This window comes from Parabacteroides sp. AT13 (assembly GCF_002272965.1).
GTDB lineage: Bacteria > Bacteroidota > Bacteroidia > Bacteroidales > Tannerellaceae > Parabacteroides > Parabacteroides distasonis.
Window position 1 is genome coordinate 1,376,795 of the sequence record NZ_NQMH01000001.1, and the last position, 25,802, is coordinate 1,402,596.

The 25,802-nt window shown below is 43.4% G+C and carries 19 protein-coding genes and 1 pseudogene; 8 read left to right on the forward strand and 12 right to left on the reverse strand.

Going from position 1 to position 25,802, the window contains the following annotated elements; genetic code table 11:
• Positions 1-5: 5 nt before the first annotated feature.
• The 8 genes from CI959_RS06015 to CI959_RS06050 form a co-directional block, all read right to left on the reverse strand.
• Positions 6-1,232 carry an efflux RND transporter periplasmic adaptor subunit gene (locus tag CI959_RS06015; protein WP_022192758.1) on the reverse strand — a complete coding sequence of 409 codons (1,227 nt, stop codon included), beginning with the start codon at positions 1,230-1,232 and terminating at the stop codon, positions 6-8.
• 116 nt (positions 1,233-1,348) lie between these two features.
• Positions 1,349-2,665 carry a TolC family protein gene (locus tag CI959_RS06020; RefSeq protein WP_005859798.1) on the reverse strand — a complete coding sequence of 439 codons (1,317 nt, stop codon included), beginning with the start codon at positions 2,663-2,665 and terminating at the stop codon, positions 1,349-1,351.
• A 122-nt stretch (positions 2,666-2,787) separates the two neighbouring features.
• The gene (locus CI959_RS06025; protein WP_022192757.1) at positions 2,788-3,339 is read right to left on the reverse strand and encodes a chromate transporter; all 552 of its coding nucleotides are present in this window, start codon (positions 3,337-3,339) and stop codon (positions 2,788-2,790) included.
• Between the two features lies 1 nt (position 3,340).
• On the reverse strand, positions 3,341-3,868 hold the full coding sequence (locus CI959_RS06030) for a chromate transporter (protein WP_005859800.1): 528 nt from the start codon (positions 3,866-3,868) through the stop codon (positions 3,341-3,343).
• A 21-nt stretch (positions 3,869-3,889) separates the two neighbouring features.
• A complete protein-coding gene (locus CI959_RS06035; protein WP_022192756.1) occupies positions 3,890-5,479 on the reverse strand; it encodes a S41 family peptidase in 1,590 nt (529 codons plus the stop codon).
• A 23-nt stretch (positions 5,480-5,502) separates the two neighbouring features.
• Positions 5,503-5,976 (reverse strand): pantetheine-phosphate adenylyltransferase, encoded by a 474-nt coding sequence (coaD, locus tag CI959_RS06040; protein ID WP_005859804.1) that lies wholly within the window; start codon positions 5,974-5,976, stop codon positions 5,503-5,505.
• Positions 5,963-7,828, reverse strand: coding sequence for a DNA topoisomerase IV subunit B (locus CI959_RS06045; protein WP_005867331.1), 1,866 nt, complete (start codon positions 7,826-7,828; stop codon positions 5,963-5,965). Before CI959_RS06045 ends, coaD begins: the two co-directional genes overlap by 14 nt.
• Positions 7,829-7,833: 5 nt before the next feature.
• Complete coding sequence (locus tag CI959_RS06050) at positions 7,834-8,961, reverse strand: hypothetical protein (RefSeq protein ID WP_005859806.1); 1,128 nt, start codon at positions 8,959-8,961, stop codon at positions 7,834-7,836.
• A 138-nt stretch (positions 8,962-9,099) separates the two neighbouring features.
• On the opposite strand from CI959_RS06050, the gene CI959_RS06055 reads away from it, so the two are divergent.
• Both CI959_RS06055 and rnr read left to right on the forward strand, forming a co-directional pair.
• Positions 9,100-10,008, forward strand: coding sequence for an SMP-30/gluconolactonase/LRE family protein (locus CI959_RS06055; protein WP_005867329.1), 909 nt, complete (start codon positions 9,100-9,102; stop codon positions 10,006-10,008).
• A gap of 138 nt (positions 10,009-10,146) precedes the next feature.
• A complete protein-coding gene (gene rnr / locus CI959_RS06060) occupies positions 10,147-12,333 on the forward strand; it encodes a ribonuclease R (protein WP_057316281.1) in 2,187 nt (728 codons plus the stop codon).
• Between the two features lie 103 nt (positions 12,334-12,436).
• On the opposite strand, the gene CI959_RS06065 is transcribed toward rnr, so the two are convergent.
• The 4 genes and pseudogenes from CI959_RS06065 to CI959_RS06085 form a co-directional block, all read right to left on the reverse strand.
• Positions 12,437-12,649: an immunity 17 family protein gene (locus tag CI959_RS06065; RefSeq protein WP_005859813.1), complete on the reverse strand. Its 213-nt coding sequence runs from the start codon at positions 12,647-12,649 to the stop codon at positions 12,437-12,439.
• Between the two features lie 4 nt (positions 12,650-12,653).
• Entirely contained in the window at positions 12,654-13,073 is a 420-nt protein-coding gene (gene tsaE, locus CI959_RS06070; RefSeq protein ID WP_005859815.1) for a tRNA (adenosine(37)-N6)-threonylcarbamoyltransferase complex ATPase subunit type 1 TsaE, read from the reverse strand.
• Between the two features lie 75 nt (positions 13,074-13,148).
• Positions 13,149-14,699 carry a PglZ domain-containing protein gene (locus CI959_RS06075; protein ID WP_005867323.1) on the reverse strand — a complete coding sequence of 517 codons (1,551 nt, stop codon included), beginning with the start codon at positions 14,697-14,699 and terminating at the stop codon, positions 13,149-13,151.
• Between the two features lie 371 nt (positions 14,700-15,070).
• Positions 15,071-15,463, reverse strand: a pseudogene (locus CI959_RS06085) (PD-(D/E)XK nuclease domain-containing protein); the annotation flags it as partial.
• Positions 15,464-15,670: 207 nt separating this feature from the next.
• Here CI959_RS06085 and CI959_RS06090 point away from each other — a divergent pair.
• From CI959_RS06090 to CI959_RS06115, 6 genes are all read left to right on the forward strand, one after another.
• Positions 15,671-16,216: an RNA polymerase sigma-70 factor gene (locus CI959_RS06090; protein WP_011967280.1), complete on the forward strand. Its 546-nt coding sequence runs from the start codon at positions 15,671-15,673 to the stop codon at positions 16,214-16,216.
• Positions 16,217-16,291: 75 nt separating this feature from the next.
• A complete protein-coding gene (locus CI959_RS06095; RefSeq protein WP_005859824.1) occupies positions 16,292-17,221 on the forward strand; it encodes a FecR domain-containing protein in 930 nt (309 codons plus the stop codon).
• Between the two features lie 65 nt (positions 17,222-17,286).
• Positions 17,287-20,616, forward strand: a complete 3,330-nt coding sequence (locus tag CI959_RS06100; RefSeq protein WP_102949677.1) for a TonB-dependent receptor — start codon at positions 17,287-17,289, stop codon at positions 20,614-20,616.
• Positions 20,617-20,629: 13 nt separating this feature from the next.
• The gene (locus tag CI959_RS06105; protein WP_005859828.1) at positions 20,630-22,243 is read left to right on the forward strand and encodes a RagB/SusD family nutrient uptake outer membrane protein; all 1,614 of its coding nucleotides are present in this window, start codon (positions 20,630-20,632) and stop codon (positions 22,241-22,243) included.
• A gap of 63 nt (positions 22,244-22,306) precedes the next feature.
• Positions 22,307-23,854, forward strand: coding sequence for a glycosyl hydrolase family 65 protein (locus CI959_RS06110; protein ID WP_005859830.1), 1,548 nt, complete (start codon positions 22,307-22,309; stop codon positions 23,852-23,854).
• A gap of 87 nt (positions 23,855-23,941) precedes the next feature.
• Entirely contained in the window at positions 23,942-25,795 is a 1,854-nt protein-coding gene (locus CI959_RS06115) for a glycoside hydrolase family 127 protein (RefSeq protein ID WP_005859832.1), read from the forward strand.
• The last annotated feature ends 7 nt before the right edge of the window (positions 25,796-25,802 follow it).

Genomic DNA, 25,802 nt, shown 5'->3' on the forward strand with positions numbered 1-25,802 from the left:
GCAAACTATCTCTTATTTTTGTTGCTTCCCGGAGGGCCCGGCATGAAAGGGCTACGCTCCGCTCCTGCACCTACTTCCGGCATGTTAGCGGCGCTCGCTAAATCTACGGCTACCTCATCGCCCTCGCTCAGGCCCTCGGTTACTTCGGTCACGCTGTTGTTGCTGGTTCCGACCGTAATCTGCCTCGGGCTCAAGGTATTTCCTTGGCGGGACCAAACCAAGCGTTTTCCGGGTTGTACCTCCGCATTCGGATCTGTCACGGTCATACCCAACGATTCCATGATGGCGGGCTCGGGGATAAAACGAAGTGCCTTGTTCGGCAAGGTCAGGACATTCGCACGTTCCAACGTATAAATCGTGATATTCGCCGTCAAGCGAGGTTTCAGTTTCAAGTCCGGATTATCTGCCGTAATCACTACCTCGTAGGTAACGACCGTAGAAGAAGAAGTACTGGAAGAAGCGCTGGAGGTGCTTTCGCTATCCCCAAGGCGAATCTGGCGAACCACGCCCTCGAATTGATCGTTCGGGTAGGCATCCACCGTAAAACTAACCCGTTGGCCTTCCTCCACATTACCTATATCCGCCTCATCCACATCCGCTATTACCTGCATCTTCGTCAAGTCGGCGGCAATGGTAAACAGCGTCGGGGTCTCGAAGCCGGCGGCAACGGTCTGCCCTTCCTCAACGGCCCGGTTGATAACCACTCCGTCTATAGGGCTCGTGATCGTGGCATATTCGAGATTACGGTTTACCTTTACCATGGAGGCCTGACTCTGGTCGTAAGCGGCCCTCGCCTTCTCGTAATTATAGGTAGCCGTCTCATAATCCGTATCGCTAATCAATTGTTTCTCGTGAAGCACCTTGCTACGTGCGTAGTTCTTCTGTTGATACTCGAACTCCGTCTTGCTGCTCGCCAATTGCGCCTCGGCGGAACGAAGCTCGGCTTGGAGGTTGATCTTATCCATCTCGGCGATCAGTTGGCCGGCTTTCACCACGTCGTTATAATCAGCGTACAACTTATCGATGATACCGGAGACCTGCGTACCTACCTCAACCTCGGTAACGGGCTCTACCGTACCGGTGGCCGTAACCGTATTCGTGATCGTGCTGCGCCCTACTTTAGCGGTCTCCAGCTTGATCCCGCCTTTCGAGGATTTGCCCGTGAAAAGGAACACGCCCCCCGCTATAAGGATAACGGCAACACCGCCCATGATTAGTTTCTTCTTGTCCATATTCTGATTCGTTTTATTTCTGTTTTACGTTGTATTCTTGTTCAAAAGGCCCCCGCGACCTCCGTCGCAGGGTAACCTTGAAAAAAGAGAGTGGAGTAAATATATCCATTAGTGGGTTAATAATTCTCCGCAACCGGCTTCTTCTGATAAACATTCAGCAATTGAACGCTCATCAAGGCCATGTATTTCGCTTGTAGCTGCTCTTGCTGGGCGGTCAGATAATTGTTCTTCTCCGTCAATAGCTCAAGCGTATTTTTCATACCGAGGCTGAATTGCTCATCGATCAAGTTATAGCTTTCTTTCACGTAACTCAAGCGTTCGGTAGCCGAGGTATATTGGGTCTGCGACGAGGTAGCGTCCAGATAGATCCCCTCCACGGTTTGCAGCAATTGTTTTTGGGTATTCAGCAACTCCAACTGGCTGGTGGTAATCGCGTATTTCGCCTTGTTATAGGCCGTCTTATACTGACGGTTACTGAAGATAGGGATGCTGATCGTCAATCCGACACTCTCGTTGAAACTATTCCAGACCTGGCTACCGAAAGCGTAATCCGTTCCGGAAAGATGGCCGGTACCCAGCCCGGCGTTCATGGAGAGCGAAGGAAGGAAAGCACCTTTCGCCTTTTTCTTCTCCAGCTCGGCGATGTCCACGGCCAGCTCACTGCTCTTTATTTGCGGCATCACAGCCAGAGAGGTATTGTAAATCGTTTGCTTGCTCGGAAGCGGGGTTAAGATATCTTTCTCCGTAAGCTCCGGCATCACCAATTCGATCTCTTCGGTTATATCCAGTTCTAGTAATTGCTTCAATTGCAACTTATAATTGTCTAGATTCGTCTGGGCTACGACCAATTGATATTTATCGGTGCTTAACTGGCTTTCCAACTGAGCCAAATCCACTTTCGAGATCGAACCGGCACGTAGCAACTCCACCGCACGATCCCGTTGCGCCGTAGATACCTCGACCGTATTTTGGTTGATACGAACGGACTCCATCGCATATAGTACCTGCATATAGGTCTGTATCAAGGAGATTTGGATATCATCCTCGTTTTGCTCGATACCTAGCTCATCGACGGTATTTTGTATTTCCTGTTGCTTGATCGCCTGTACACGTTGCCCTCCATCAAAAAGCGTCCATTTAGCGTTCAGCGCATAATTACCGCTATAGCTATTATTCGTAGCGGCGTCGCTCGAAGGATAATTCACGAATCCTTGGGTAACCGAAGCCGAAAGGGAAGGGAAAAGCTGTGCTTTCGCCTGCTTCGTATCCTCTATACCGGAAAGATGCGACACCTTGCTTTTCTTTACTTGGATATTATGCTCCAAAGCGTAATCCAAGCAAGCGCGCAAAGTCCATCGGGTAGGTTGCTCTTGTGCCTTACTCCCTACACAGAGGAAGAACAGACATGCGAATAATAAAGCGTATTGTTTCATATTGCCTTCGTTTTCTATCTTTTTACGAAAGCAAAACTATATTACCTTAAAAACATGGGCAACCAGACTAGAAAAAGGGGCTGTTTTCACCGATTAAACGGGCAATTCCATCGACATCGGGATTACCAATATAAAATAATACCCGCGATACCCGCCAAGATGATCATCAAGATAGGATGTACCTTGAATTTCCATGTTAGGATGAAAGCGGCACCAAAGATCAAGAAGCTCTTGTAGTCGATGAAGTTCTCTTTATTCATTAATAGCAAGGCGGCGGCGGCGATCAAACCAACCGTAGCCGGGCGCAATCCAAGGAAAGCCGCCTCTACATATTTATTATTCCGGAACTTAGCGAAGAAATAAGAGATCAAGAGAACCAATATGAAAGAGGGCAGACATACCGCGAATGTCGTCAGGCAAGACCCTAGGATACTCATCGTCTCCGAATACCCCGCATTATGCACCGCCGTATATCCTATATAGGTGGCGCTATTGATACCGATCGGCCCGGGTGTCATTTGAGAGATAGCGACAATATCGGTAAACTCCTGCAAGGAAATCCAACCATAGCGGTCCACCACGTCGGCTTGTATCAAGGATAACATCGCATACCCGCCACCAAAGCCCAATATACCGATCTTCAGATATACATATAATAATTGCAACCAAATCATATCAGCCCTTCTTATTTAAACCATACACCAAACCTCCGGCTATAGCCGCCAAGATAATCCAAGCGGGAGACACCCCACCCATCCAGATCAGCAATGCCGCCCCGACAGGTATGATCATTTGCACGTAACTCAACTTGATAGAGCGTGCGGTTGTCAGACAAGGCACGGCGATCAAGGCGACCACCGCCGGACGCAATCCCATAAACGCCTTCTCCACCCATACATTATCCTTTACCTGCGTAAAGAATAACGCGATCAAGAGCATGATTACAAAAGAAGGGAGAATCGTACCCAAGGCACAAACAAAACCGCCCCATGTCTTCTTCAGTTTATAACCCACGAAGATCGCTATATTCACGGCGAAAATACCCGGCAACGATTGGGCCACGGAGAAAACGTCGATAAAGTCCTCTTTCGTCATCCACCCCCGGTCCACCACATCCCGCTGGATAAGCGGCAACATGGCGTAACCACCTCCGATGGTAAACATACCGATTTTCACGAATGTCAGAAAAAGCGTCCAATACATACCCTTATCAGTTTACGTTGGCTAACGTCCTAAAAGCCTATTGTAAGTTTCTTTATTATTAATAATCTGAAGCGCTTTCTGGTAACTTGGATTATCATCATTGATAATCTGGAAGTACTGCGCCATATCATAGAGATCCCGTGCGATAAGCGCCTTGATCTGAAGCATGATCAACGGCTTCGAACGATTATATTGCTCTTCCTCAAACTCAATCTTCTCATCGCCGGCCATCTTAAGAAGCTCCTCCATGATATCCTCTCCGACCACGAAACCTTGCTTATACTGCTGGAATTTCGGATATTTAGCCATCATCTGGTTCCGATTACGATCCAGATAATTCATGGACACCCGATTGACCAAACCGGAAGCTACCAGTTTCCGGTGATAATCCGTATAGCGAGCCGTATCTACCGGGATGAACACGTCCGGCATAATACCTCCACCCCCATATACGGTACGCTCGGTAACCAAGGTGTTATACTTCATTGAATCCGGGAAATGAATGCTATCGGCACTCATCAACTCCCCCCGGTTATAACGGTCGATCAGATCATGGTGGTACTCCTCGATCTTCCCGTTCTCGTAAGGCTTTTGTATACAACGTCCGGTGGGTGTATAGTAACGGGAAACCGTCAAACGAATCATGGAACCATCCGGCAGGGGAATCGGTTTCTGTACCAAACCTTTACCAAAGGTACGGCGACCTACGATCACTCCACGGTCCCAATCTTGAATAGCGCCGGAGACGATCTCGCTGGCCGAAGCCGAGGACTCGTCCACCAGCACGACCAAACGTCCCTCTTGGAATTGTCCGCGAGCGGTAGAGTTCGCCTCCTCACGAGGTTGCTTACTCCCTTTCGTATAAACGATCAACCGGTTTTTATCCAAGAACTCATCCGCCAGCTCTATGGCGATATTCAAATATCCCCCGCCATTGCCCTGCAAATCCAGAATCAAGTTCTTCATGCCCTGTTTCCGGAGCTTCTCCAACGCCTCCCTGAATTCATCGGCGGAAGAAGCGGCGAAACGGTTCAACTTAATATAACCGGTATTCTTATCCGCCATATAAGCGGCATCCAGACTATACACGGGAATCTTACCGCGAACGATCTTGAAATCCATCAATTCCGGCGACTTGCCTCGCTTTACTTTCACACGCACCTCGGTACCTTTCGGTCCGCGTAGTTTCTTCATGATATCGGTAGTCTTCATCTTCACGCCGGCGATCAAGGTATCGTCTACTTGGATAATACGGTCGCCCGCCATCAACCCCACCTTCTCAGAGGGACCTCCGGGGATTACCTGAATCACGTAAAGCGTATCCGTCAACATATTGAACTGTATGCCGATACCATCGAAATTGCCTTGTAAAGGCTCGGTCATCTCTTTCGTCTCCTCCGGATCCATATAATTGGAATGAGGGTCTAGCTTATCCAACATACCGACTATAGCGTCTTCCACCAACTTCGTCTCGCTAGTAGAGTCGACATATAGATTAGAGATGGCGAATAAAGCCAATTGGAGCTTCCGGGCATCCATATTCGCTTTTTGCGCTGTCGCTCCGGTAAACACACCTAGGACGATCAGCAGGGATAAGACGATTCTTTTCATCAGATATATTCGTTTCATAATTTTCAATACAATCTCGTCTCTTTAGGGACGAATTGGGAAATGTCTTTGCCGTAGCGTAACAACTCACGGACAATGCTTGAGCTAATATGCGTATGCTCCGGTTCCGTAAACAAGATAAAAGTCTCGATACCCGTCAACTTACGATTCACGTCCGCGATCGTCTTCTCATATTCGAAATCATTGACCGTACGGATTCCTCTTAAGATAAAGCCGGCTCCGACCTCTTTAGCGAAATCCACCGTCAATTGATTATATGACATGACTTTCACCCTTGGATTATCTTTGTATAGATTCCAGATCGCTTCCATCCGCTTCTCCAAGGAGAAATAGGTAAGCTTCTTATCGTTGATACCGATCGAGATCACGATCTCGTCCACCAGTTCCAACCCACGCCTTACCAAGGATTGATGCCCGATCGTAAAAGGATCGAAGGTACCGGGAAAAAGCGCGATACGTTTATTTTCAATTGATGACATCTTCTTCAACCACTAAGTTATCGATAATAAAGTTCTGTCGCTCCATGGTATTCTTCCCCATATAGAACTCAAGCATATCTTTCACGAGGTCCTCTTTCTTCATTGTCACCGGATCAAGGCGTATATCCTTGCCGATAAAATGCTTGAACTCATCGGGAGAGATCTCTCCCAGACCTTTGAATCGGGTGATCTCCGGATTCTTCCCGGCAGCGGCTATGGCAGCCAAGCGTTCCTCCTCCGAATAACAATACCACGTCTTCTGCCGGTTACGTACCCGGAATAACGGGGTTTGCAAGATATAAACATGATTACGCTTAATCAAATCGGGGAAGAATTGCAAGAAGAAGGTAATCAACAATAAACGGATATGCATCCCGTCCACGTCGGCATCTGTAGCGATAATCACCTTATTATACCGCAAACCTTCCAAGCCATCCTCAATATTCAAGGCCGCTTGAAGCAAGTTAAACTCCTCGTTCTCGTAAACAATTTTCTTTGTTAAGCCATAACTATTCAAGGGCTTACCCCTCAAACTAAATACAGCTTGGTAATTCGGGTTACGGCTCTTCGTGATAGAACCGCTAGCCGAGTCACCCTCCGTGATAAAGATACTGCTTTCCTCTAGCAGATCCCCTTTCGAGTCGGTCAGGTGAATCCGGCAATCCCTTAGTTTCTTATTATGTAAATTCGCTTTCTTCGCACGCTCGCGGGCCAGCTTCGTAACACCGGCGATCGCCTTGCGCTCTTTCTCGGACTCCAAGATCTTCTTCAGTAAAAGCTCCGAAGTCTCCATATTCTTATGCAAATAGTTATCCAGGTCATTCTTGATGAAATCACCGATAAACTTCGCTACCGTAGGGCCGTCCGGTCCTATATCTTTCGAGCCGAGCTTGGTCTTTGTCTGGCTCTCGAATACAGGCTCCTCCACTTTTATGCTGATAGCGGCCACGATACCCGCACGAATATCCGAATACTCGAAATTCTTATTGTAATATTCCTTGATGACACGGCCTACAGACTCCTTGAAAGCGGAAAGGTGCGTACCGCCTTGGGTGGTATGCTGGCCGTTCACGAACGAATAATATTCCTCTCCATATTGGTTGCTATGCGTGATAACCACCTCTATATCCTCCCCTTTCAGGTGGATGATCGGGTAAAGAGGCTCGGTGGTCATATTCTCGTTCAACAAATCCACCAGACCATTGCGGGAATAGAAACGCTTGCCGTTGTAAATAATGGAAAGTCCCGAGTTCAAGAAGACATAGTTCTTTAATAGCCCCTCGATAAACTCGTCCTTATAATGATAATCCTTAAAGATCTCCCGATCCGGGACAAAAAACACCTGCGTACCGTTCGCCTCCCCGGTCGGTTGGATATCCGATTCCTCCGTGACGATCGCCTTACTATATTCCACCCGCTTACACTCTCCGTCACGGTAGCTGGTTATCAAGAAATAACTACTCAAGGCATTCACCGCCTTGATACCCACACCATTCAAACCCACGGATTTCTTAAACGCCTTGCTATCGTATTTAGCGCCGGTATTCATCTTGCTAGACACATCCACGACCTTACCCAGAGGGACACCACGGCCATAATCCCGCACGGCTACCGTACCTTCCTCGATAGTCACCTCGATACTTTTGCCGTACCCCATCATGTACTCGTCGATAGAGTTATCCAGCACCTCCTTCAACAACACATAGATACCATCATCGGCATAGCTACCGTCCCCTAGTTTTCCGATATACATACCGGGACGCCGGCGGATATGCTCCATCCAGTCCAGTGTCTTGATGTCATCATCGTTATATTCCGTAGGTTGTTGTATCGTTGAATTCAGCTCATCCATATCTCTTATAACTTTTTAATATACGCTCTTCTTGATTTATGATGCTCTCGCTTGAAATAATCCCATTGCGCTTGTACGGCGCTATTCGTTTCCAGCTCCGGGTTACTCTCGGCGTAAACGGCACCGATACGCTTATAGACCGGAATCAAGTCATTAAATAATAAAGCGTTCACGCCTTTACTTTGATATTCCGGCAAGACTCCTGTCAAATACAGGTCGATTACTTTCGGTTTGCTCTTCAACGCTTTCAGCAAATGAATCCACCCGAAGGGTAACATATGCCCACGAGCCTTTTGCAAGGCTCTCGAAAGGTTGGGCAGGGAGATGCCAAAGCCAACCACCGCATTATCCTCTTCCCTTACGATCAGCGTTACCAAATCATAACGCAGCATAGGGATATACATATTGATATAATAATCGATCTGCTTCTCGGTCAATTGCGCGAAACCATACAAGGGAGCGAAAGCCGCATTCAATGTATGGAATACCGGACGGGCGTAAGGCATAATCTCCTTAGCGTTCTTGAACTTCAGCACCTTCAATCCGTATTTCTTCTTCACGATCTCGCCGATACGCAAATGCTTCTCGGGAACGCCATCCGGTATATAGATCTTAAATTCATGCCAATCTTGATCCTTTCCGTATCCGATACGCTCCACTTGCTTGGGGTAATAGGGATAATTATAAATTGTAGCCATCGTACCGATCTGATCGAAACCCTCGATCAACATACCCTCGTGATCCATATCGGTAAAGCCCATCGGACCGTGGATCTCCTCCATGCCTTGTTCGCGGGCCCATTTCTCGACAGCGCCGAAAAGGGCATCGACTACCTCGTCATCATCAATAAAATCTACGAAACCAAAGCGGGCACGTTTCTGTCCCCAAGCCTCGTTACTCGGGCGATTCACCATACCGGCGATACGGCCTACCACCTTCCCGTCCTTATAGGCAAGGAAGTAAATAGCGTCGCACACCTCGAACGCCGGATTTTTCTTCTTATCCAGCGTCATCATCTCTTCCTCTATTAAACCCGGTACGTGATAGGGATTACCCTTGTATAATTCGATATTGAACTTGACAAACTTCTTAAGCTCCTTCTTACTGGTAACTTCTCTTATCTCTACGCTCATCGGTAATTTTATTTAAGCGGCAAAGTTACATAAATAATCTTTTATCATGGCATTATAAAACAAATTTATACCTTTGTAAACTCAGATTCATAGCATACCATGAAAAAAATAGTTATTAAATTAATATTGGCATTTATCATGTTTGAAGGAACCTCTTGTATAAACGATCCTATTATAATCAGCCCCGATCTGGCGTTTCGGGCGGAAGCTACTACAGGGGAGGGATCGATTTGGCATCCCGATCGCAATACACTTTTCTGGGTAGATATTGAAGGAAAGACGTTATATGAGTATATACCGGACTTGCAAAACTGCCGTTCATGGCAGTTCGACCGCATGGTCTCTACCGTCGTACCGGAAACGGACAGTACGGTAGTCGTCGCTTTACAAAACGAGATCATACGTGTAAACCTAACGGATGGGAACACGGCATCTATCGCCCCAATCCCGGACAATAACGGGAAGATTCGTTGCAACGATGGGAAATGCGACCCGTCCGGACGCTTATGGATCGGCACCATGGGATTTGGAGCGCCTAAAGGGGCTGCCAGCCTTTATTGTGTATGGGCAGACGGAACCGTCGAAACAAAGTTGACAAAAGTCACGATCTCCAATGGGATCGTATGGTCCGCCAACAAGAAATACATGTATTACAACGACACACCTACCCGTAAGATCATACGTTTCCGGTATGACGATAGCTCCGGTGACATATTGTACGATGGCGTAGCCGTAAATATACCCGAGGGCACCGGCTCCCCGGATGGAATGACGATAGATTGCAACGACAACCTTTGGGTGGCTCAATGGGGAGGTGGCGGTGTTTATTGTTACAATCCCTATACCGGCGACCTGTTGACAAAAATTGTCGTACCGGCCCCCCACGTAGCGTCATGCGCTTTTGGAGGGGATAAGCTCGACACGCTTTATATAACGACCGCCCGTGCTGGATTGAGTGAGGAACAGCTTGAGGAATATCCACTAAGCGGTAGCGTATTCTGTTGCAAGCCCGGAGCGAAAGGGGTGCCGGCGAATTGTTTCCATTAAGAATCCGCGAGCTTAATAAATCTAATTAACACAATTGTCAACCAAATATCAATTTAAATTGTTTTCTTTGTAGACATGGCGTGCAAAAGACGAGGCGTGCCCCGTCTCCACAAAAACAAATGCAAATAATTATACAGAATGGCAAAGAATAGACCAGCAAAAAAAGATAACAACAAGGAGAAAAAAGGAAAAAAGGAAAAGGGTGTTGGTAAACGTATGAAAAAAGAAGCGATGATCCAAGCCATCATTTCCGTTTTCCAATCCTCTCCCAAGGAACCTTTCAACTATAAACAAATCAGCAAGATCATCGGAGTCGAGAACCAAGTGCAGAAATTGCAGGTGGTAGACATCCTGTATGATTTGTCCGCCGAGGATATCATCACCGAGATCGACCGTGGCCGTTACCGTCTCAACGGATTGGGAACCCTAGCCGTAGGAACTTTCGCACGCCGCAGCAATGGAAAGAATTCTTTCATCCCTGAAGACGGAGGTACGCCGGTATTTATCGCTGAACGTAATTCCGGGCATGCCATGGATGGAGACAAAGTGAAAGTACAGCTTTTCGCCAAACGTAAAGGTGCCGAGCCGGAAGGTGAGGTCGTGGAAATCCTTGAGAGCAAGGAGCGTACTTTCGTAGGTAAACTTCAAGTAGCTAAAGGCTTTGCCTTCTTGATTACGGAAAACAAGACGTTGGCTAACGATATTTTCATCCCTAAGGATAAACTGAAAGGGGGCAAGAACGGCGACAAAGCGATCGTACGTATCGTGGAATGGCCGGATGAAGCCAAGAATCCACTGGGTGAGGTCATCGATATATTAGGTATCGCCGGACAGAATACCGCCGAGATGCACGCGATCCTTGCCGAATTCGGATTGCCTTACAAATATCCTTCCTCGGTAGAAAAAGCGGCGGATAAGATCCCGGAAGCGATCTCTCCGGAGGAAATTGAGAACCGGGAGGATTTCCGGGGGATAACAACCTTCACGATCGACCCGAAGGACGCGAAAGACTTCGACGACGCCCTTTCCGCACGCCGTTTGGATAACGGGAACTGGGAGGTTGGCGTACATATCGCCGACGTAACACATTATGTGAAAACGGACGGTGTCATCGATAAAGAGGCGCAAAGCCGTGCGACTTCCGTTTATCTGGTAGACCGTACGATACCGATGCTTCCTGAGCGACTTTGTAACCAAATATGCTCTTTACGTCCTGACGAGGAAAAATTATGCTTCTCCGCTGTCTTCGAACTAAATAGCGATGCCGTGGTACAAAACTCCCGGATCTGCCGCACGATCATCAAGAGCGACCGCCGCTTTACCTATGAGGAGGCACAAGAGGTGATCGAAACCGGCGAGGGAGATTATAAAGAGGAGATTCTAGCCTTGAACGACCTTGCCAAGAAATTGCGGGAACGCCGTTTCAAGAGTGGCGCTATCAACTTCGACCGTTATGAGGTTAAATTCGAGATCGACGAACAAGGGAAACCAGTCCGTGTTTATTTCAAGGTCTCAAAAGACGCTAATAAGTTAATCGAGGAGTTTATGCTATTGGCAAATCGTACCGTAGCCGAGTTCGTGGGCCGTCCTCCTAAAGGAAAGACAAAGAAGACATTTGTTTATCGTATCCATGAGCTTCCAGACCCAGATAAAATGGAGAATTTCGCCTCTTTTATCCGTCGCTTCGGCTATAAGTTGAAAACAGACGGTACGAAGACGGATGTCTCCAAAGGAATTAACTCCTTATTAGACAATGTACAAGGAAAGCCGGAAGAGAACTTGATCGAGACAGTGGCGATCCGTGCCATGCAAAAGGCCCGTTACTCCACGGAGAATATCGGCCACTATGGCTTGGCTTTCGAATACTATACACATTTCACCTCTCCTATCCGCCGTTATCCGGATATGATGGTACACCGATTGCTGGAACGTTATCTAGCCGGTGGCCGTAGTGTTATACAAAAGAAGTATGAGGATTTATGCGATCATTGTTCCAGCATGGAGCAAGTCGCCGCCAACGCAGAGCGTGCATCCATCAAATATAAGCAAGTAGAATTCATGCAGGATAAGCTCGGCATGGTATTCGACGGCGTTATCTCCGGTGTCACCGAATGGGGACTTTACGTAGAACTGAACGAGAATAAATGCGAGGGGCTTGTACCAATCCGTGATCTGGATGACGATTACTATGAGTTTGATGAGAAGAATTATTGTTTATTGGGCCGTCGTAAAAAACGTCAATATCGTTTGGGAGACCCTATCACTATCAAAGTAGCGCAAGCGAATCTGGAACGTAAGCAACTTGATTTCCAATTAGCGGAATAGGGCCTTTCTCAAAGTAAGTATAACTTCATCAGACAACGAAGTTATACTTACTTAGGCATTTTGATTATACTTACTAGGACAAGTAAGTATAATTTACTTTTTATCACCAATACATAAGTCCCAGCGCCCCACAAGCGATCAGCCCGATTCCCAACAACGCATAGAAGATACGTGCGCCGCCACGACCGAACCAGTTCACGAAAGTCATCGCCCCGCTGGTTTTAAAGTACCAATCAAAATTACAGATCGCCGCTACGATTGAGAACAATCCCAAAGCGATAAACAAGGATAAGATAAAGTATTCGGAAGGATCCATAGACTTACTTAACCTCTACAGTACGTGAACCGTCCGGATTCTCCGAGATCGTTACATCTACCACATCTCCGGGCAACAACTCATCTATTTTCTCCGGCCATTCGATAAAACATAAAGCTCCGCTATAGAAATAATCCTCTGTTCCGATATCCTCCGCCTCACTCAATTTATTGATCCGGTAAAAATCAAAATGATAAATCAATTCTCCCGTCGTATCGCTACGGTACTCATTGATAATAGCGAATGTGGGACTGTTGATCACATCCTCCACACCCAATTCCTCACAGATCGCCTTGATAAAGGTAGTCTTACCGGCCCCCATCGGACCATAGAAGGCAAAGACCGTACGATCATCCATCCCGGCGATAAACTCCTTAGCCGCCTCATGGATCTTATCCAAACTTTCTATTTTCAGTATGCTCATAGCATTCGTGTTTACAGTTTATATGGACTGCAAAGTTCGTGATATTTATGATATACGCAACTTTTCGGCATATTATCATTTCGGTTCCATCGTAATAAACGGCACCAACATCTCCTCCATCGAGATTCCTCCGTGCTGGAATGTATTTTTATAATAGGATACGTAATAGTTATAATTATTCGGATAAGCGAAGAAATTCTCTCCGTAGGCGAAAATATACTTACTGCTTAGATTCGGGGAGGGAAGTCCTACTTTTTCCGGATCCCGGATCTCGAATACCTCTTTCGGGTTATAATTCAAGTTCTTGCCTACTTTATAGCGTAGATTGGTATTCGTATTCTTATCACCTATCACCTTGATCGGATTCGTTACCCGGATCGTTCCATGATCGGTCGTAACGATTACTTTTCCTCCCCGCTCGGCGATTCGTTTGAATAACTCGAGCGTAGAAGAGTGCTGGAACCATGATTTAGTCAAGCTGCGATAGGCTGCCTCGCTTTGCGCCAACTCACGGATCATCTTACTCTCCGTACGAGCATGCGAAAGCATATCCACGAAGTTCAGCACAATCACATTCAGTTGATTACGAGTAAGAGAAGGGATCGTAGCCAACAATTTCTCTCCATATTGGGAATCGTGTACTTTATTATATGAGAAGGTATATTTCTTACGGAACCGATCGATCTGGGTTTGAATCAATGGAGCCTCATTCAAATTCTTACCTTCCTCGCTCTCCTCATCCACCCACAAATCCGGAAACATCTGCTCTATTTGCGAAGGCATCAAGCCCGAGAATATGGAGTTGCGGGCATATTGCGTGGCGGTTGGCAGTATGCTATAATACAAGCTCTCGTCAAACGTAAAATACTCAGTAAGCAATTCTTTTACCACCCGCCATTGATCCAGCCGGAAATTATCGATCAATATAAAGAAAACCTTCTCGTCATTATCCAACATTGGGAAGACTTTCTTCTTAAACAGGTCGGGGCTCATCAACGGGCGATCGGCCGGATTCTGTATCCAGTCCACATAATTCTTCTTCACGAATTTGGCAAAAGCGTTATTGGCCTCTTCCTTCTGCATACGGAGCATATCTGTCATTGCCACTTGGCTGCTTTCCAGTTCCAGTTCCCAGTACACCAGTTTCTTATAGACCTCCATCCAGTCGTCTGTGGTCAAGGAATCATTGATTTGCATACCAATACGACCGAATTCCTGCTGATAACCCACCGTGGTCGTCTCGGAGATAATCACGTTCTTATGGACATTCTTCTTGATAGAGAGAAGCAATTGGTTGGGATTTACCGGTTTGATCAAATAATCCGCGATCTTATTTCCGATCGCCTGATTCATGATACTTTCCTCCTCACTTTTAGTCACCATCACGACCGGCACATTCGGAGCGATCTCCTTGATATGCGACAGCGTCTCCAACCCAGTCAAGCCAGGCATATTCTCATCGAGAAAAATAATATCAAACGATTGTTCCTTACAGCAGTCAATAGCGTCTTGCCCGCTCACCACCGGAACGACCTCATACCCTTTGTCCTGCAAGAACAAGATATGCGGTTTCAACAAATCAATCTCGTCATCCGCCCAAAGTACTCTGTCTTTCTTCGCTGCCATATGCTTACCTAGTTTATTTACAAAAATATCGATAATCCTTCATATAACAACGGATTATAGAGATGTTTCGTATATAGGATGATTTTTAACATATTAAGAAGCCAATATCTCACCATTCTGGGAATGGCAGAGAGACTGGTTCAAAAAACTTTTACTTTTCATCAAAACACGTACGTGTTTGGAGTAAAACATGCACATGTTTATAAAAAGCTATTTATCAACGAATTAAACAAGCAGTTTCAAATAAGACTTATTGTTAATTATCGAAGTGTTAAGTGAATAACTTACGGCTTGTCAAGCCACAAGCTTACGAGTTAGGAAGTGATAAGTTATTCACTTGGGAAACTTTATTCTAGTGGTTTAGCGCAGGTCTAAACAATCTCCCAACAACCCAGATTCCGATCCTCTTTACTAAAGGAAACACCTATTTTCACCAGTTCACGCCCATCAGCCTCATAAGGCAGCAGATAACCTTTCTCGTCAATCTGCCTCAAGGCATCTTTCACGGAACCGTCCAGCTTGAACTCAAAAACATAAATATAATCTTTCGTCTTTACTACCGCATCCGCACGTCCCTTCGCACCGCGCACCTTCGCATCACAGAATTGTCCCATCAATTTAAACACCAGATAAAACACTACTTGATAATGACACTCCGTTTTAGCCTTTAACTCATAAGGGAAATCAGCGAAAAAGGCTTTTAAACGAGTGAGGAAGGCATCCACATCTCCAGATCTCAATTCCCGAACAAACTTCCCGATATAAGAAAGACGAGGCTTCCGCCTCCACATCATCAATTAAAGTCCGAAGATCGTAGTTCCGCATTCCTATATCCATAAGACCTAATGATTTAATGCTTTTCACAAAGATATCCATTTTTCACCGCTCAATCTGTTCTTAACATCTTTTTTAGCCCAATACTGTTTTTCTATCCAAAAATTTCTACATTTGTCATCCAATCTACATTGAAAATGAAAGGAGATGATTTCAATAGTATCTATGAACGAAATTACCGACGGTCATTTCTGTTTACAAAATCATATGTACACGACGATATGGCGGCAGAAGATATCGTGGCAGAATCTCTCGTGAAATATTGGAGATTATCCCTATCACAAGAGGCAGAGACCTCAGAAACTCTTCTGCTAACCATATTAAAAAACAAAGCCTTAGATTATTTACGACATAAAGTAATCCACGAATCCGCCATTGAAAACATCATGGAACTTAATGATCGTGAACTCAATATTCGTATATCGACACTTGAAGCATGTGATCCAGAAGAAATATTCTCTCACGAAATACAAACCATCATACACAATACACTACAATCATTGCCCGAGCAAACCCGCCGGATATTCGAGATGAGTCGTTTCGAGAATAAAACCGTGAAAGAAATAGCGGAAGAGACCAACATTACTGCAAAAGGAGTAGAATATCATATAACTAAGGCATTAAAGGTATTACGTATCAACCTAAAAGATTACCTGCCCTTATTTTATTTTCTTTTTTCTTAATTTTTTTCGCTTTTCCACTAGGGATCTACCTCATTGTATCGTTTTTATAATACAAAGCGAAATTAATAGATATTCATGGAGCAATTACTACAACGATATATAAGAGGTGAGGTTTCCGAAGAAGAGAGACTGAAAGTAGCGTCATGGTTGGACGAAAGCCCGGAGAATATGCGTGAATTTCTAGCTTTGCGCAAATTATATGATCTCTCACTTTGGCAAAGTGATACAAACGAGAAATATTCCGTTAGAAAGAGACATTTCTCAATACAAAAAATAACTATCGAGCTCTTAAAGATCGCAGCCATCTTTTTGGTTGGTTTTTGGGGTAGTAAACAACTATTGACACAACAACCAGACAAGGCACAAATGCAAACTATTCATGTACCAGCCGGACAACGGGCAGAGGTCATCTTGGCCGATGGTACACATGTATGGCTAAACTCTCGCTCAACCCTAAAATTTTCTGAACAATTCAGCGCAAACACTCGCAACGTGGAATTAGACGGCGAAGGCTACTTCTCCGTCCAGCACAATGAAAAAAGTCCATTTACCGTGCAAACTCCAAAGTATACAATCCAAGTATTGGGGACTGAATTTAATGTAAAAGCCTATCACAACAGCCCATTGTTTGAAACTGCCCTTATAAAAGGAAGTGTAGAAATAACTTCACCGGAGTTATCTCAAAGTCTTCGTCTAAAACCTGATGAGATCGCCGTAGCCAACAATGGAAGACTAGAAACATCTCACATCTCGGATTACAACTATTTCAAGTGGAAAGAGGGCCTATTTTGTTTTGAAAATGAATCGATCCAAGATCTAATAGACAAGTTACAACTTTATTACGATATCCAGATAGACGTACAACGCCCATCCCTACTCCAGTATCGTTACTCCGGTAAGTTTAGGATTAAGGATGGAGTCGAACATGTGCTAAAAGTACTTCAATTAAAACATAAGTTTACTTATACGAAGAATGAGGAAGAGAATTTGATTATAATAAAATAAACACATTTATTCACTACTTAAATCAATATGCCTATGAAACAGAAAAGTCGATAAATTCAATCGGTATGAAAAACCGGGAAATGTTGCAGCATCTCCCGGCAGAAGTCAGCACCGAATTATCCTTAAATTATTTAGTACTAACATTAAAACATCACAAATGTATGGAAAATAAAATATTTCGAGTCATGAAGTTAGCCTTAACAACACTATTTATTTTTACTACCGGATTATTAGCTTCTGTTCGCTCACAAAATATGCGTATAGACTTTATACTAAATAACGCTAAAACGTACAATATTCTGGAGGAGATTGAAAAACAGACAGACTATCTTTTCATTTACAACGTTGAAGAAGTGGATCTTGAACGAAGAATCTCAATTACAGCCTCCAACCAAACTGTAACGGAGATTTTGTCCAATATCTTCAAGAATACAGACACGATCTATAAGATAGAAGGGAAGAACATCTTTCTGATGAGAAAAGAGGTAAATAGAGATTCATCTCCCCAACAAAGTAAAAAAGGAATTACAGGAACTGTAATTGATAAAAATGGAGAACCTATCATAGGAGCCAACGTTCTCATAAAAGGGACCTCTATCGGAACCATTACAGACTTTAATGGAAAATATACACTGGAAGTTCCAGAAAACGCTATTATCCAAATTTCATACATCGGGTATTTGAGTCAAGATATCAATGTAAACGGCAAGAAAGAAATAACTGTTCGTTTAGCGGAAGATACACAAAGTTTAGATGAAGTAGTCGTTGTTGGCTATGGTACTCAAAAAAAAGGAGAAGTCGCAAGTGCAATCTCTTCTATCAAATCCGAAAATTTCATCAAAACACCGTCTACCGACCCAGCCCAACTTATTAAAGGACAAGTACCGGGTTTAAGCATCATCACACCAGACGCAAATCCAACATCTACATCCGAAATTTCTCTTAGGGGAATCACAACCCTAAAAGCCAGCGCAAGCCCACTCGTTTTGATTGATGGTATTCCAGGAGACTTAAATTCAGTTTCACCTGATGACATTCAACAAATAGACGTATTAAAAGACGGCTCTGCCGCAGCGATCTACGGAACACGTGGAACAAATGGCGTAATTCTGATCACGACTAAAAACACCTTAGGAGAAATGCCAACAGAGGTGGACGTGAACGCATATATATCCACACAACAAATAATAAAAAGACTGCCTTTTATGAATGCGGACGAATACCGTCAACGAGTTAAAGAAGGAGTAGCCGGGGCTCAAGACGATGGTGCTACAACCGACTGGCTAGACCAAGTAACCCGTACCCCATTTACTCAAATTTACAACATCAGCTTACGAGGTGGTAGTCGTACAACAAATTATGTAGCTAGTTTTGAATATAGGGGGTTAAATGGATTAATCAAGCGAACCAACAACCAGATGTATTATCCCCGTATTGAAATTACACATCGTATGTTCAACAATAAATTAAAATTAAACGCTAGTTTAAGCGGATATAAGCAAAGTTATTTCTCTGGCTCGGATGGAGGAAGTTATAACAGCGAGGTTTACAGGAATGCTCTGATATACAATCCAACAACACCTGTCTATAATGCAGAGGGAAAATATTCGGAAAGTACCAAAAACGAATATTACAATCCTGTCGCTATGCTAAATGAGGTTGAAGGAGAAAATCAAGCTACAAATTTGAGGATGTTTGGAAATATCACTTACACTCCAATAGAAGGCTTGGACATTAAATATCTCGTTTCTTCCAACACTTATAATCAAACACGAGGTTATTACGAGACGCAAAACCATAAATCTACATGGAGAGATGGGAAAAATGGTTACGCATCTCGCGGAACAACACGAAAAGCGCAAGATCTATCAGAGCTAACAGTTCAATGGAGGAAAACACTACTAGAAGACCATTCATTCACGCTATTGGCCGGTTATAGTTGGCAAAAGGATACATATCAAAATTATTATATGCAAAACTATGATTTTCCATCTGACGATTACACATACAATAATATGGAAACCGGACAAGCCTTAAAAGATGGCAAAGCCACGGAATTCTCAGAAGCAAACGAAAGTAGGCTGATTGGTTATTTCGGCCGTTTAAACTACAGTTACAAGGGTAAATACATGCTAGCTGCCAGTATTCGTCACGAAGGATCCACCAAATTTGGCGCAGATCATAAATGGGGAAATTTCCCCTCCGTATCCGGTGCATGGAATATTAAAGGCGAGAATTTCCTAAAAGATATAGAAGAACTATCCACCTTAAAATTACGTGCAGGTTTCGGTATAACCGGTACAGTTCCCGATGATCCCTATATGTCCTTAAACACATTGGATTTCGGCACATATGTATATTACAATGGGTTATATATAAAAACCATCCGCCCAGATTCTAACGCTAATCCAGATTTAAGATGGGAGAAAAAGAAAGAGGTTAACATTGGTATAGATTTCGGATTTCTGGATGATCGTATCAGCGGTAATATTGACTATTATAATCGTAAAACAGAGGATCTGCTATGGGATTATACCGTACCATCTCCACCTTATCTCTATTCTAGTATGGTGGCGAACGCAGGTTCTATGAGAAATTCAGGTATCGAGGTTGGTATAACCGCAATACCCATACAAACCAAAGATTTTCAATGGACAACCTCGACCAACTACTCAACAAATAAAAACAAGCTATTATCACTATCTAATGATCAGTTTATATCTAGTGGTTACTCAGATAAAGGTTCCACCGGAGAACCATTACAAACCACTACACATCGCATTCAAGAAGGTGAACCAATAGGTAATTTTTGGGGATACAAAACAATTGATATTGACGATAATGGACATTGGATCATAGAGGGAGCAGATGGTAACCCTAAACCAATCTCCGAGCAACAACCAACAGATAAACAGGTCATCGGAAACGGCTTACCTAAGCACTACCTTAATTGGAACAATTCTATCAGTTGGAAAGGTTTCGATTTTTCAGTAACTATGCGTGGAGCTTTCGGATTTGATATCTTGAATATGCCACGCTTACAATATGGGGCTCCTGTCATGCTAGCAAGAGGTAATGTACTAAACGAGGCATTCGACACAAAATTTGGCAACTCTCCTTTGGCGATAGATCAGGAACTTCAATATGTAAGCTACTACATCGAAAAAGGCAACTACTGGAAAATAGATAATATAACCCTCGGTTATACATTCAATTTCAATACATGGATTAAACGGTTAAGGATATATGGGACAGTCTCTAACTTAGCCACCATCACTGGATATTCAGGAATCGATCCTGAGGTCAGTTTAAGTGGTTTGACTCCTGGCGTAGATAACAAAAACCGTTACCCGTCTACCCGAACTTACACATTTGGTGTTTCTATTAAATTTTAAATCGCAATAAATCATGAATACTTATATAAAAATTCTATTAGGCACTTGCTGCTCTTTTAGCATACTTTCTTGCAGCAACAATCTGGATGAGACCGTATATTCGAAAGTAACAGAACAAACATACAATTATACAGTAGATGATTTCACTCCTTCTATAGCGAGTGTATATAGTTATTTACGTAGCCAATCAGATCATTGGGGATACTTTTGCGCACAAGAAGTAAGCGCAGACGCAATCGTTATGCCACCTAATGCCTCTGGTTGGGATGATGGTGGCGCATACCGCCGTATGCATTATCAAACCTGGAATTCAGAGCAAGACCATGTGAAAAATATATGGTCATGGTTCTATCAAGGGGCTTTACTATGTAACAAAATTATCGAACAAATTGAAACAGGGGTAATACCCACACCCTCCGACACAGAAAAAACACAAGGATTAGCAGAGCTTCGGGCTATGCGAGCTTACTACTATTGGCAAATATGTGACAATTTCGGGGACGCTCCTCTTGTAACAACAACTGCGATGGATTTACCTGCCAAAAATACACGCAGAGAAATTTTCGACTTTGTAGAAAACGAACTTATAGAGGTAATACCTAATTTAAGCGAAGAAGTAGGAGGCAATTATTACGGGCGAATGACGAAATGGGCAGCCAAAGCTCTATTAGCCAACTTATATCTAAACGCACAAGTTTACATAAACGAAGCACGCTGGAATGACTGTATAACCCAATGTGATGATATTATAAACAGCGGGAAATTCACTTTAGCTGAAAATTACAAAGATCTTTTTAGGGCCCTGGGTGTCGAAAGCTGTAAAGAAATCATTTTTACAATCCCTTACGACGAGAATTTCGCTACGGGAAACAGTATATTTATGTTTTCTTGGCACGGTGAACTAAAAAAGAAATACAATACGATTGATACACCTTGGGGATGTGGATCTGCCATGGGAGTTACTCAATTCATAGACACTTACAATGAAAAAGATTCACGTTTAGCCGATACTTGGCTTATGGGGCAACAATTGGCCGCTGATGGTACTCCTTTATACGGAACTTATGATAAAATGGGAGAACCCCTGATCTACACGAAGGATATTCCTAGCGGAAATTATACCAGTGAGTTGGAAGGCTACAGAATGAATAAATTTGAGGTCGCTGAAAATTCATATTCCAGTTCAAACACAGACATTCCTGTATTCAGATATGCGGAAATTATGATGATGAAAGCCGAATGCTTGTTACGTACAGGAAAATCCGGGGCTGGTACTTTGGTTACTCAAGTGCGCCAAAGGGCGTTTAAAGATAATCCTGAATTAGCGACAGTAACAGACTCCCAATTAGCGGGAAATACTTGCTATCAATATGGTTATGTGGAAGATTATAAAATCGTAGATAGAGGAAACACTGATCCAATCCAATTCGGAAGGATGTATGATGAGCTGGGTTGGGAATTTGCTTGGGAAATGCATCGCCGCAGAGATGCCATTCGTTTTGGTATATATACGACAAAGAGCTGGTTATCTCACAAGCCTGAGGGGGATTATCGTTCAGTATTCCCTATTCCGGAAACAGTATTGACCTCAAATCCAAACCTAGAGCAGAATCCTAATTATTTATAAACAAACATAATGTCCAACCTAGGTGCCCTTCTTTTAGAAGGACACCTACAATAAAACCATTATATGAGCAGGAGTCATACACACATTTTCTATTTACTTATTGGACTTTGTTTTTCTGTAAATATTCAAGGGCAGATTTTAGATCGTCATTTATCTGATTTATATGCGGATAAATTCAACCAGCAAGATAAGGAAATATACATACAGTCCATATCGAACAAACAAGCTAAAGATTTTCTCGCCGAAAACATTCCTTTTTTCGAATGTCCCGATAAAGATATCGAAGAGATTTATTATTTCCGATGGTGGACTTATAGAAAACATATAAAAGAAACACCAGAGGGATTTATAATAACAGAATTTCTGCCTGATGTCTCTTGGGCTGGGAAATATAACGGAATTTGTTGTCCAGCTTGGTTTCATTTCAGGGAAGGGAGATGGCTACATGAACAGCGTTACTTGAATGATTACGCCTATTACTGGTTAAGGGGTGGAGGTGATGTTCGATCCTATAGTTTTCCTATAGCGAATGCAATCTACCAATATTTTTTAGTCACAGGGAACGACTCTATATTAAAAGAGTCATATCCTGAACTGGTCTCTAACTTCAACGGATGGGAAAAAGAGAAATTTAATTCCGAAACCGGCCTTTTCTGGCAAACAGACAACCGTGACGGCATGGAAATTTCTATCGGAGGAAATGGCTATAGGGCTACCATTAACTCATATATGGCAGCAGAAGCAAATACTCTTTCTTGGGTCGCTCAGAAAAAGAATGATCCTCAAGGTTCCTATTTTCACGAGAAAGCAGAGGCTATCCGTAACAAAATGTTTGATTTACTATGGGACGAACAGGCTTCTTTTATAAAAGTACTGCCTATGGATAGCAAAGCAATATTACGCGATGTCAGGGAATTGCATGGTTACACGCCTTGGAGTTTTGATCTAGCAAATCATTCTTATGCTATCGCATGGAAATTTCTAATGGACAAAAACCATTTTTTTGCTCCATATGGTCCTACAACCGCAGAACAATGTCATCCCAAATTCAAAGTTGTCTATGAAGGGCACGAATGCCAATGGAATGGTCCGTCTTGGCCTTTCGCCACAGCCATGACATTGACAGGGTTAGCGAATTTACTGAACGATCAAGAACAAAACTATATATCCAAAGACGATTTTTGGACATTACTGAAAATATATACAAAAAGCCAACATCTCACACTCGATAATGGTAATGTCATTCCTTGGATCGACGAGAACCTAAATCCTTTTACGGGAGATTGGATATCCAGAACCATGTTGAAAAATCACCAACCTAAAGAGAGAGGCAGAAACTACAACCACTCCTCTTTTTGTGATTTAGTCATAAGTGGGCTGGTAGGAATTCGTCCGCAAAGCGAAGACGTTCTTATCGTCAATCCTTTGATACCAGAAGATAAATGGGACTATTTTTGCCTAGATCATATAATGTATCATCATAAAAAAATATGTATTCTATATGATAAAACAGGAAAAAAATATAGTAACGGGAAAGGATTCTTTATCTTCGTCGACGGAAAAAGAGTAGCATCAGCAGATGCTTTGACAAAAATGGTTTGTAAACTTTAAACTTTTTATTATAAATCAGACCTACTAACATCAATAGGTCTGATTTATAAAAGCATTGATTAGATTATAACTTTAAATCTCAAAAAAATGAAACAGTTCGTATTATTATCTTTGACATGTCTAACATTATGGGGATGTAAACAAGCTCCCCATAAAGAAGCTCCTTTCAAAATGATTGACCAAGTGGACTTCTCACAAGTTCATATACAAGATAATTTCTGGTCTCCCAGGTTAAAGAAACATATATCGACCACTTTGCCTGTTTGTATTGATCAGATCGAGAACCAGACAGGGCGCATCCGCAATTTTGAGAATGCGGCAAAAAGGGAAGGGGAACATTCCGGTATTTTCTTTGATGATTCTGATGTATACAAAGCGTTGGAAGGCATGGCATACAGTTTGATCAACAATCCAAATCCAGAGTTGGAGAAAAAAGCGGATGAATGGATCGATAAATTCGCCGCCGCCCAACTACCGGATGGATATATTAATACGTATTACACATTGACCGCCCCGGAAAAACGATGGACTAATATGGACAAGCATGAAATGTATTGTGCCGGACACATGATAGAGGCAGGAGTGGCCTATTATAAAGCTACCGGAAAACGAAAACTACTAGATGTTTGTATACGAATGACCGATCACATGATGAGTATCTTTGGACCGGGAAAACGAGATTGGGTTCCCGGACATGAGGAAATTGAGTTAGCCCTTGTCAAACTATATCAAACCACAGGAGAGCAAAAATACCTAGATTTCGCTGATTGGTTGATCGAGGAACGAGGACACGGGCATGGCTCGAAAGGTGGGGAAGGTGAATGGGATCCATTCTACTACCAAGATGACAAACCTGTACGTGAGATGAGTGATATCGCTGGTCATGCCGTTCGTTGCATGTACTTGTATTGTGGTATGGCGGATGTGGCAGCGTTAAAGCAAGATTCTGGATATATCGAATCTTTGAATCGGTTATGGGATGATGTCGTACTCCGAAATATGTACATTACCGGGGGGATCGGCTCCTCACGCCATAACGAAGGTTTCACAGAAGACTATGACCTGCCAAACCTAGATGCTTATTGTGAGACCTGCGCTTCGGTTGGAATGGTATTGTGGAATCAACGAATGAATCAATTTACTGGTGACTCCAAGTATATTGATGTCCTCGAACGATCCATGTACAATGGAGCTTTAGCCGGTATATCGCTGGAAGGGGATCGTTTTTTCTATGTTAATCCTTTGGAATCTAAAGGAGACCATCACCGTCAAGCATGGTATGGTTGCGCTTGTTGCCCAAGCCAAATATCTCGCTTCCTTCCATCTATCGGTAATTATATTTACGGAACCTCCAATGAGGCGATCTGGGTAAATCTGTACATAGGTAATTCTACTGAGATAAACACAGACAACACAAATGTCACGTTGAGACAAGAGACCAATTATCCTTGGGATGGAACTGTAAAACTAACTGTAACTCCTTCTAATCCGTTGAAAAAAGAGATACGTTTACGTATCCCTAGTTGGTGTGAACAATATACCTTATCGGTAAACGGGCAACTAGTAAAAGCTCCAACAGAGAAAGGATACGCCGTATTAAATAAAGAGTGGAAACAAGGAGACGTAATCTCCTTATCAATGGAGATGCCAGTCAAATTGATGACCGCAGACCCTAGAGTTAAGCAAAACATCGGTAAGCGTGCCATACAAAGAGGGCCTCTCGTATATTGCATGGAAGAGGTAGATAACCCTCAAGATTTTGATAACCTAAAAATCGCGGCGAACACCTCTTTTAATGCCCAGTTTAATCCGAAATTATTAAATGGGATTACAACCATAAAGGCCACTACGAATGAGTTGGCAATCACTTTGATCCCTTATTATACATGGGATAACCGGAAAGCGGGGAAAATGAAAGTATGGATTGATTATAACGAATGATATAAAC

What these genes read in the sequence shown, in the direction of transcription:
- CI959_RS06015 (WP_022192758.1), bottom strand. Translation starts at nt 1,232, where the DNA reads ATGGACAAGAAGAAACTAATCATGGGCGGTGTTGCCGTTATCCTTATA.
- CI959_RS06020 (WP_005859798.1), bottom strand. Translation starts at nt 2,665, where the DNA reads ATGAAACAATACGCTTTATTATTCGCATGTCTGTTCTTCCTCTGTGTA.
- CI959_RS06025 (WP_022192757.1), bottom strand. Translation starts at nt 3,339, where the DNA reads ATGATTTGGTTGCAATTATTATATGTATATCTGAAGATCGGTATATTG.
- CI959_RS06030 (WP_005859800.1), bottom strand. Translation starts at nt 3,868, where the DNA reads ATGTATTGGACGCTTTTTCTGACATTCGTGAAAATCGGTATGTTTACC.
- CI959_RS06035 (WP_022192756.1), bottom strand. Translation starts at nt 5,479, where the DNA reads ATGAAAAGAATCGTCTTATCCCTGCTGATCGTCCTAGGTGTGTTTACC.
- coaD (WP_005859804.1), bottom strand. Translation starts at nt 5,976, where the DNA reads ATGTCATCAATTGAAAATAAACGTATCGCGCTTTTTCCCGGTACCTTC.
- CI959_RS06045 (WP_005867331.1), bottom strand. Translation starts at nt 7,828, where the DNA reads ATGGATGAGCTGAATTCAACGATACAACAACCTACGGAATATAACGAT.
- CI959_RS06050 (WP_005859806.1), bottom strand. Translation starts at nt 8,961, where the DNA reads ATGAGCGTAGAGATAAGAGAAGTTACCAGTAAGAAGGAGCTTAAGAAG.
- CI959_RS06055 (WP_005867329.1), top strand. Translation starts at nt 9,100, where the DNA reads ATGTTTGAAGGAACCTCTTGTATAAACGATCCTATTATAATCAGCCCC.
- rnr (WP_057316281.1), top strand. Translation starts at nt 10,147, where the DNA reads ATGGCAAAGAATAGACCAGCAAAAAAAGATAACAACAAGGAGAAAAAA.
- CI959_RS06065 (WP_005859813.1), bottom strand. Translation starts at nt 12,649, where the DNA reads ATGGATCCTTCCGAATACTTTATCTTATCCTTGTTTATCGCTTTGGGA.
- tsaE (WP_005859815.1), bottom strand. Translation starts at nt 13,073, where the DNA reads ATGAGCATACTGAAAATAGAAAGTTTGGATAAGATCCATGAGGCGGCT.
- CI959_RS06075 (WP_005867323.1), bottom strand. Translation starts at nt 14,699, where the DNA reads ATGGCAGCGAAGAAAGACAGAGTACTTTGGGCGGATGACGAGATTGAT.
- CI959_RS06090 (WP_011967280.1), top strand. Translation starts at nt 15,671, where the DNA reads ATGAAAGGAGATGATTTCAATAGTATCTATGAACGAAATTACCGACGG.
- CI959_RS06095 (WP_005859824.1), top strand. Translation starts at nt 16,292, where the DNA reads ATGGAGCAATTACTACAACGATATATAAGAGGTGAGGTTTCCGAAGAA.
- CI959_RS06100 (WP_102949677.1), top strand. Translation starts at nt 17,287, where the DNA reads ATGAAAAACCGGGAAATGTTGCAGCATCTCCCGGCAGAAGTCAGCACC.
- CI959_RS06105 (WP_005859828.1), top strand. Translation starts at nt 20,630, where the DNA reads ATGAATACTTATATAAAAATTCTATTAGGCACTTGCTGCTCTTTTAGC.
- CI959_RS06110 (WP_005859830.1), top strand. Translation starts at nt 22,307, where the DNA reads ATGAGCAGGAGTCATACACACATTTTCTATTTACTTATTGGACTTTGT.
- CI959_RS06115 (WP_005859832.1), top strand. Translation starts at nt 23,942, where the DNA reads ATGAAACAGTTCGTATTATTATCTTTGACATGTCTAACATTATGGGGA.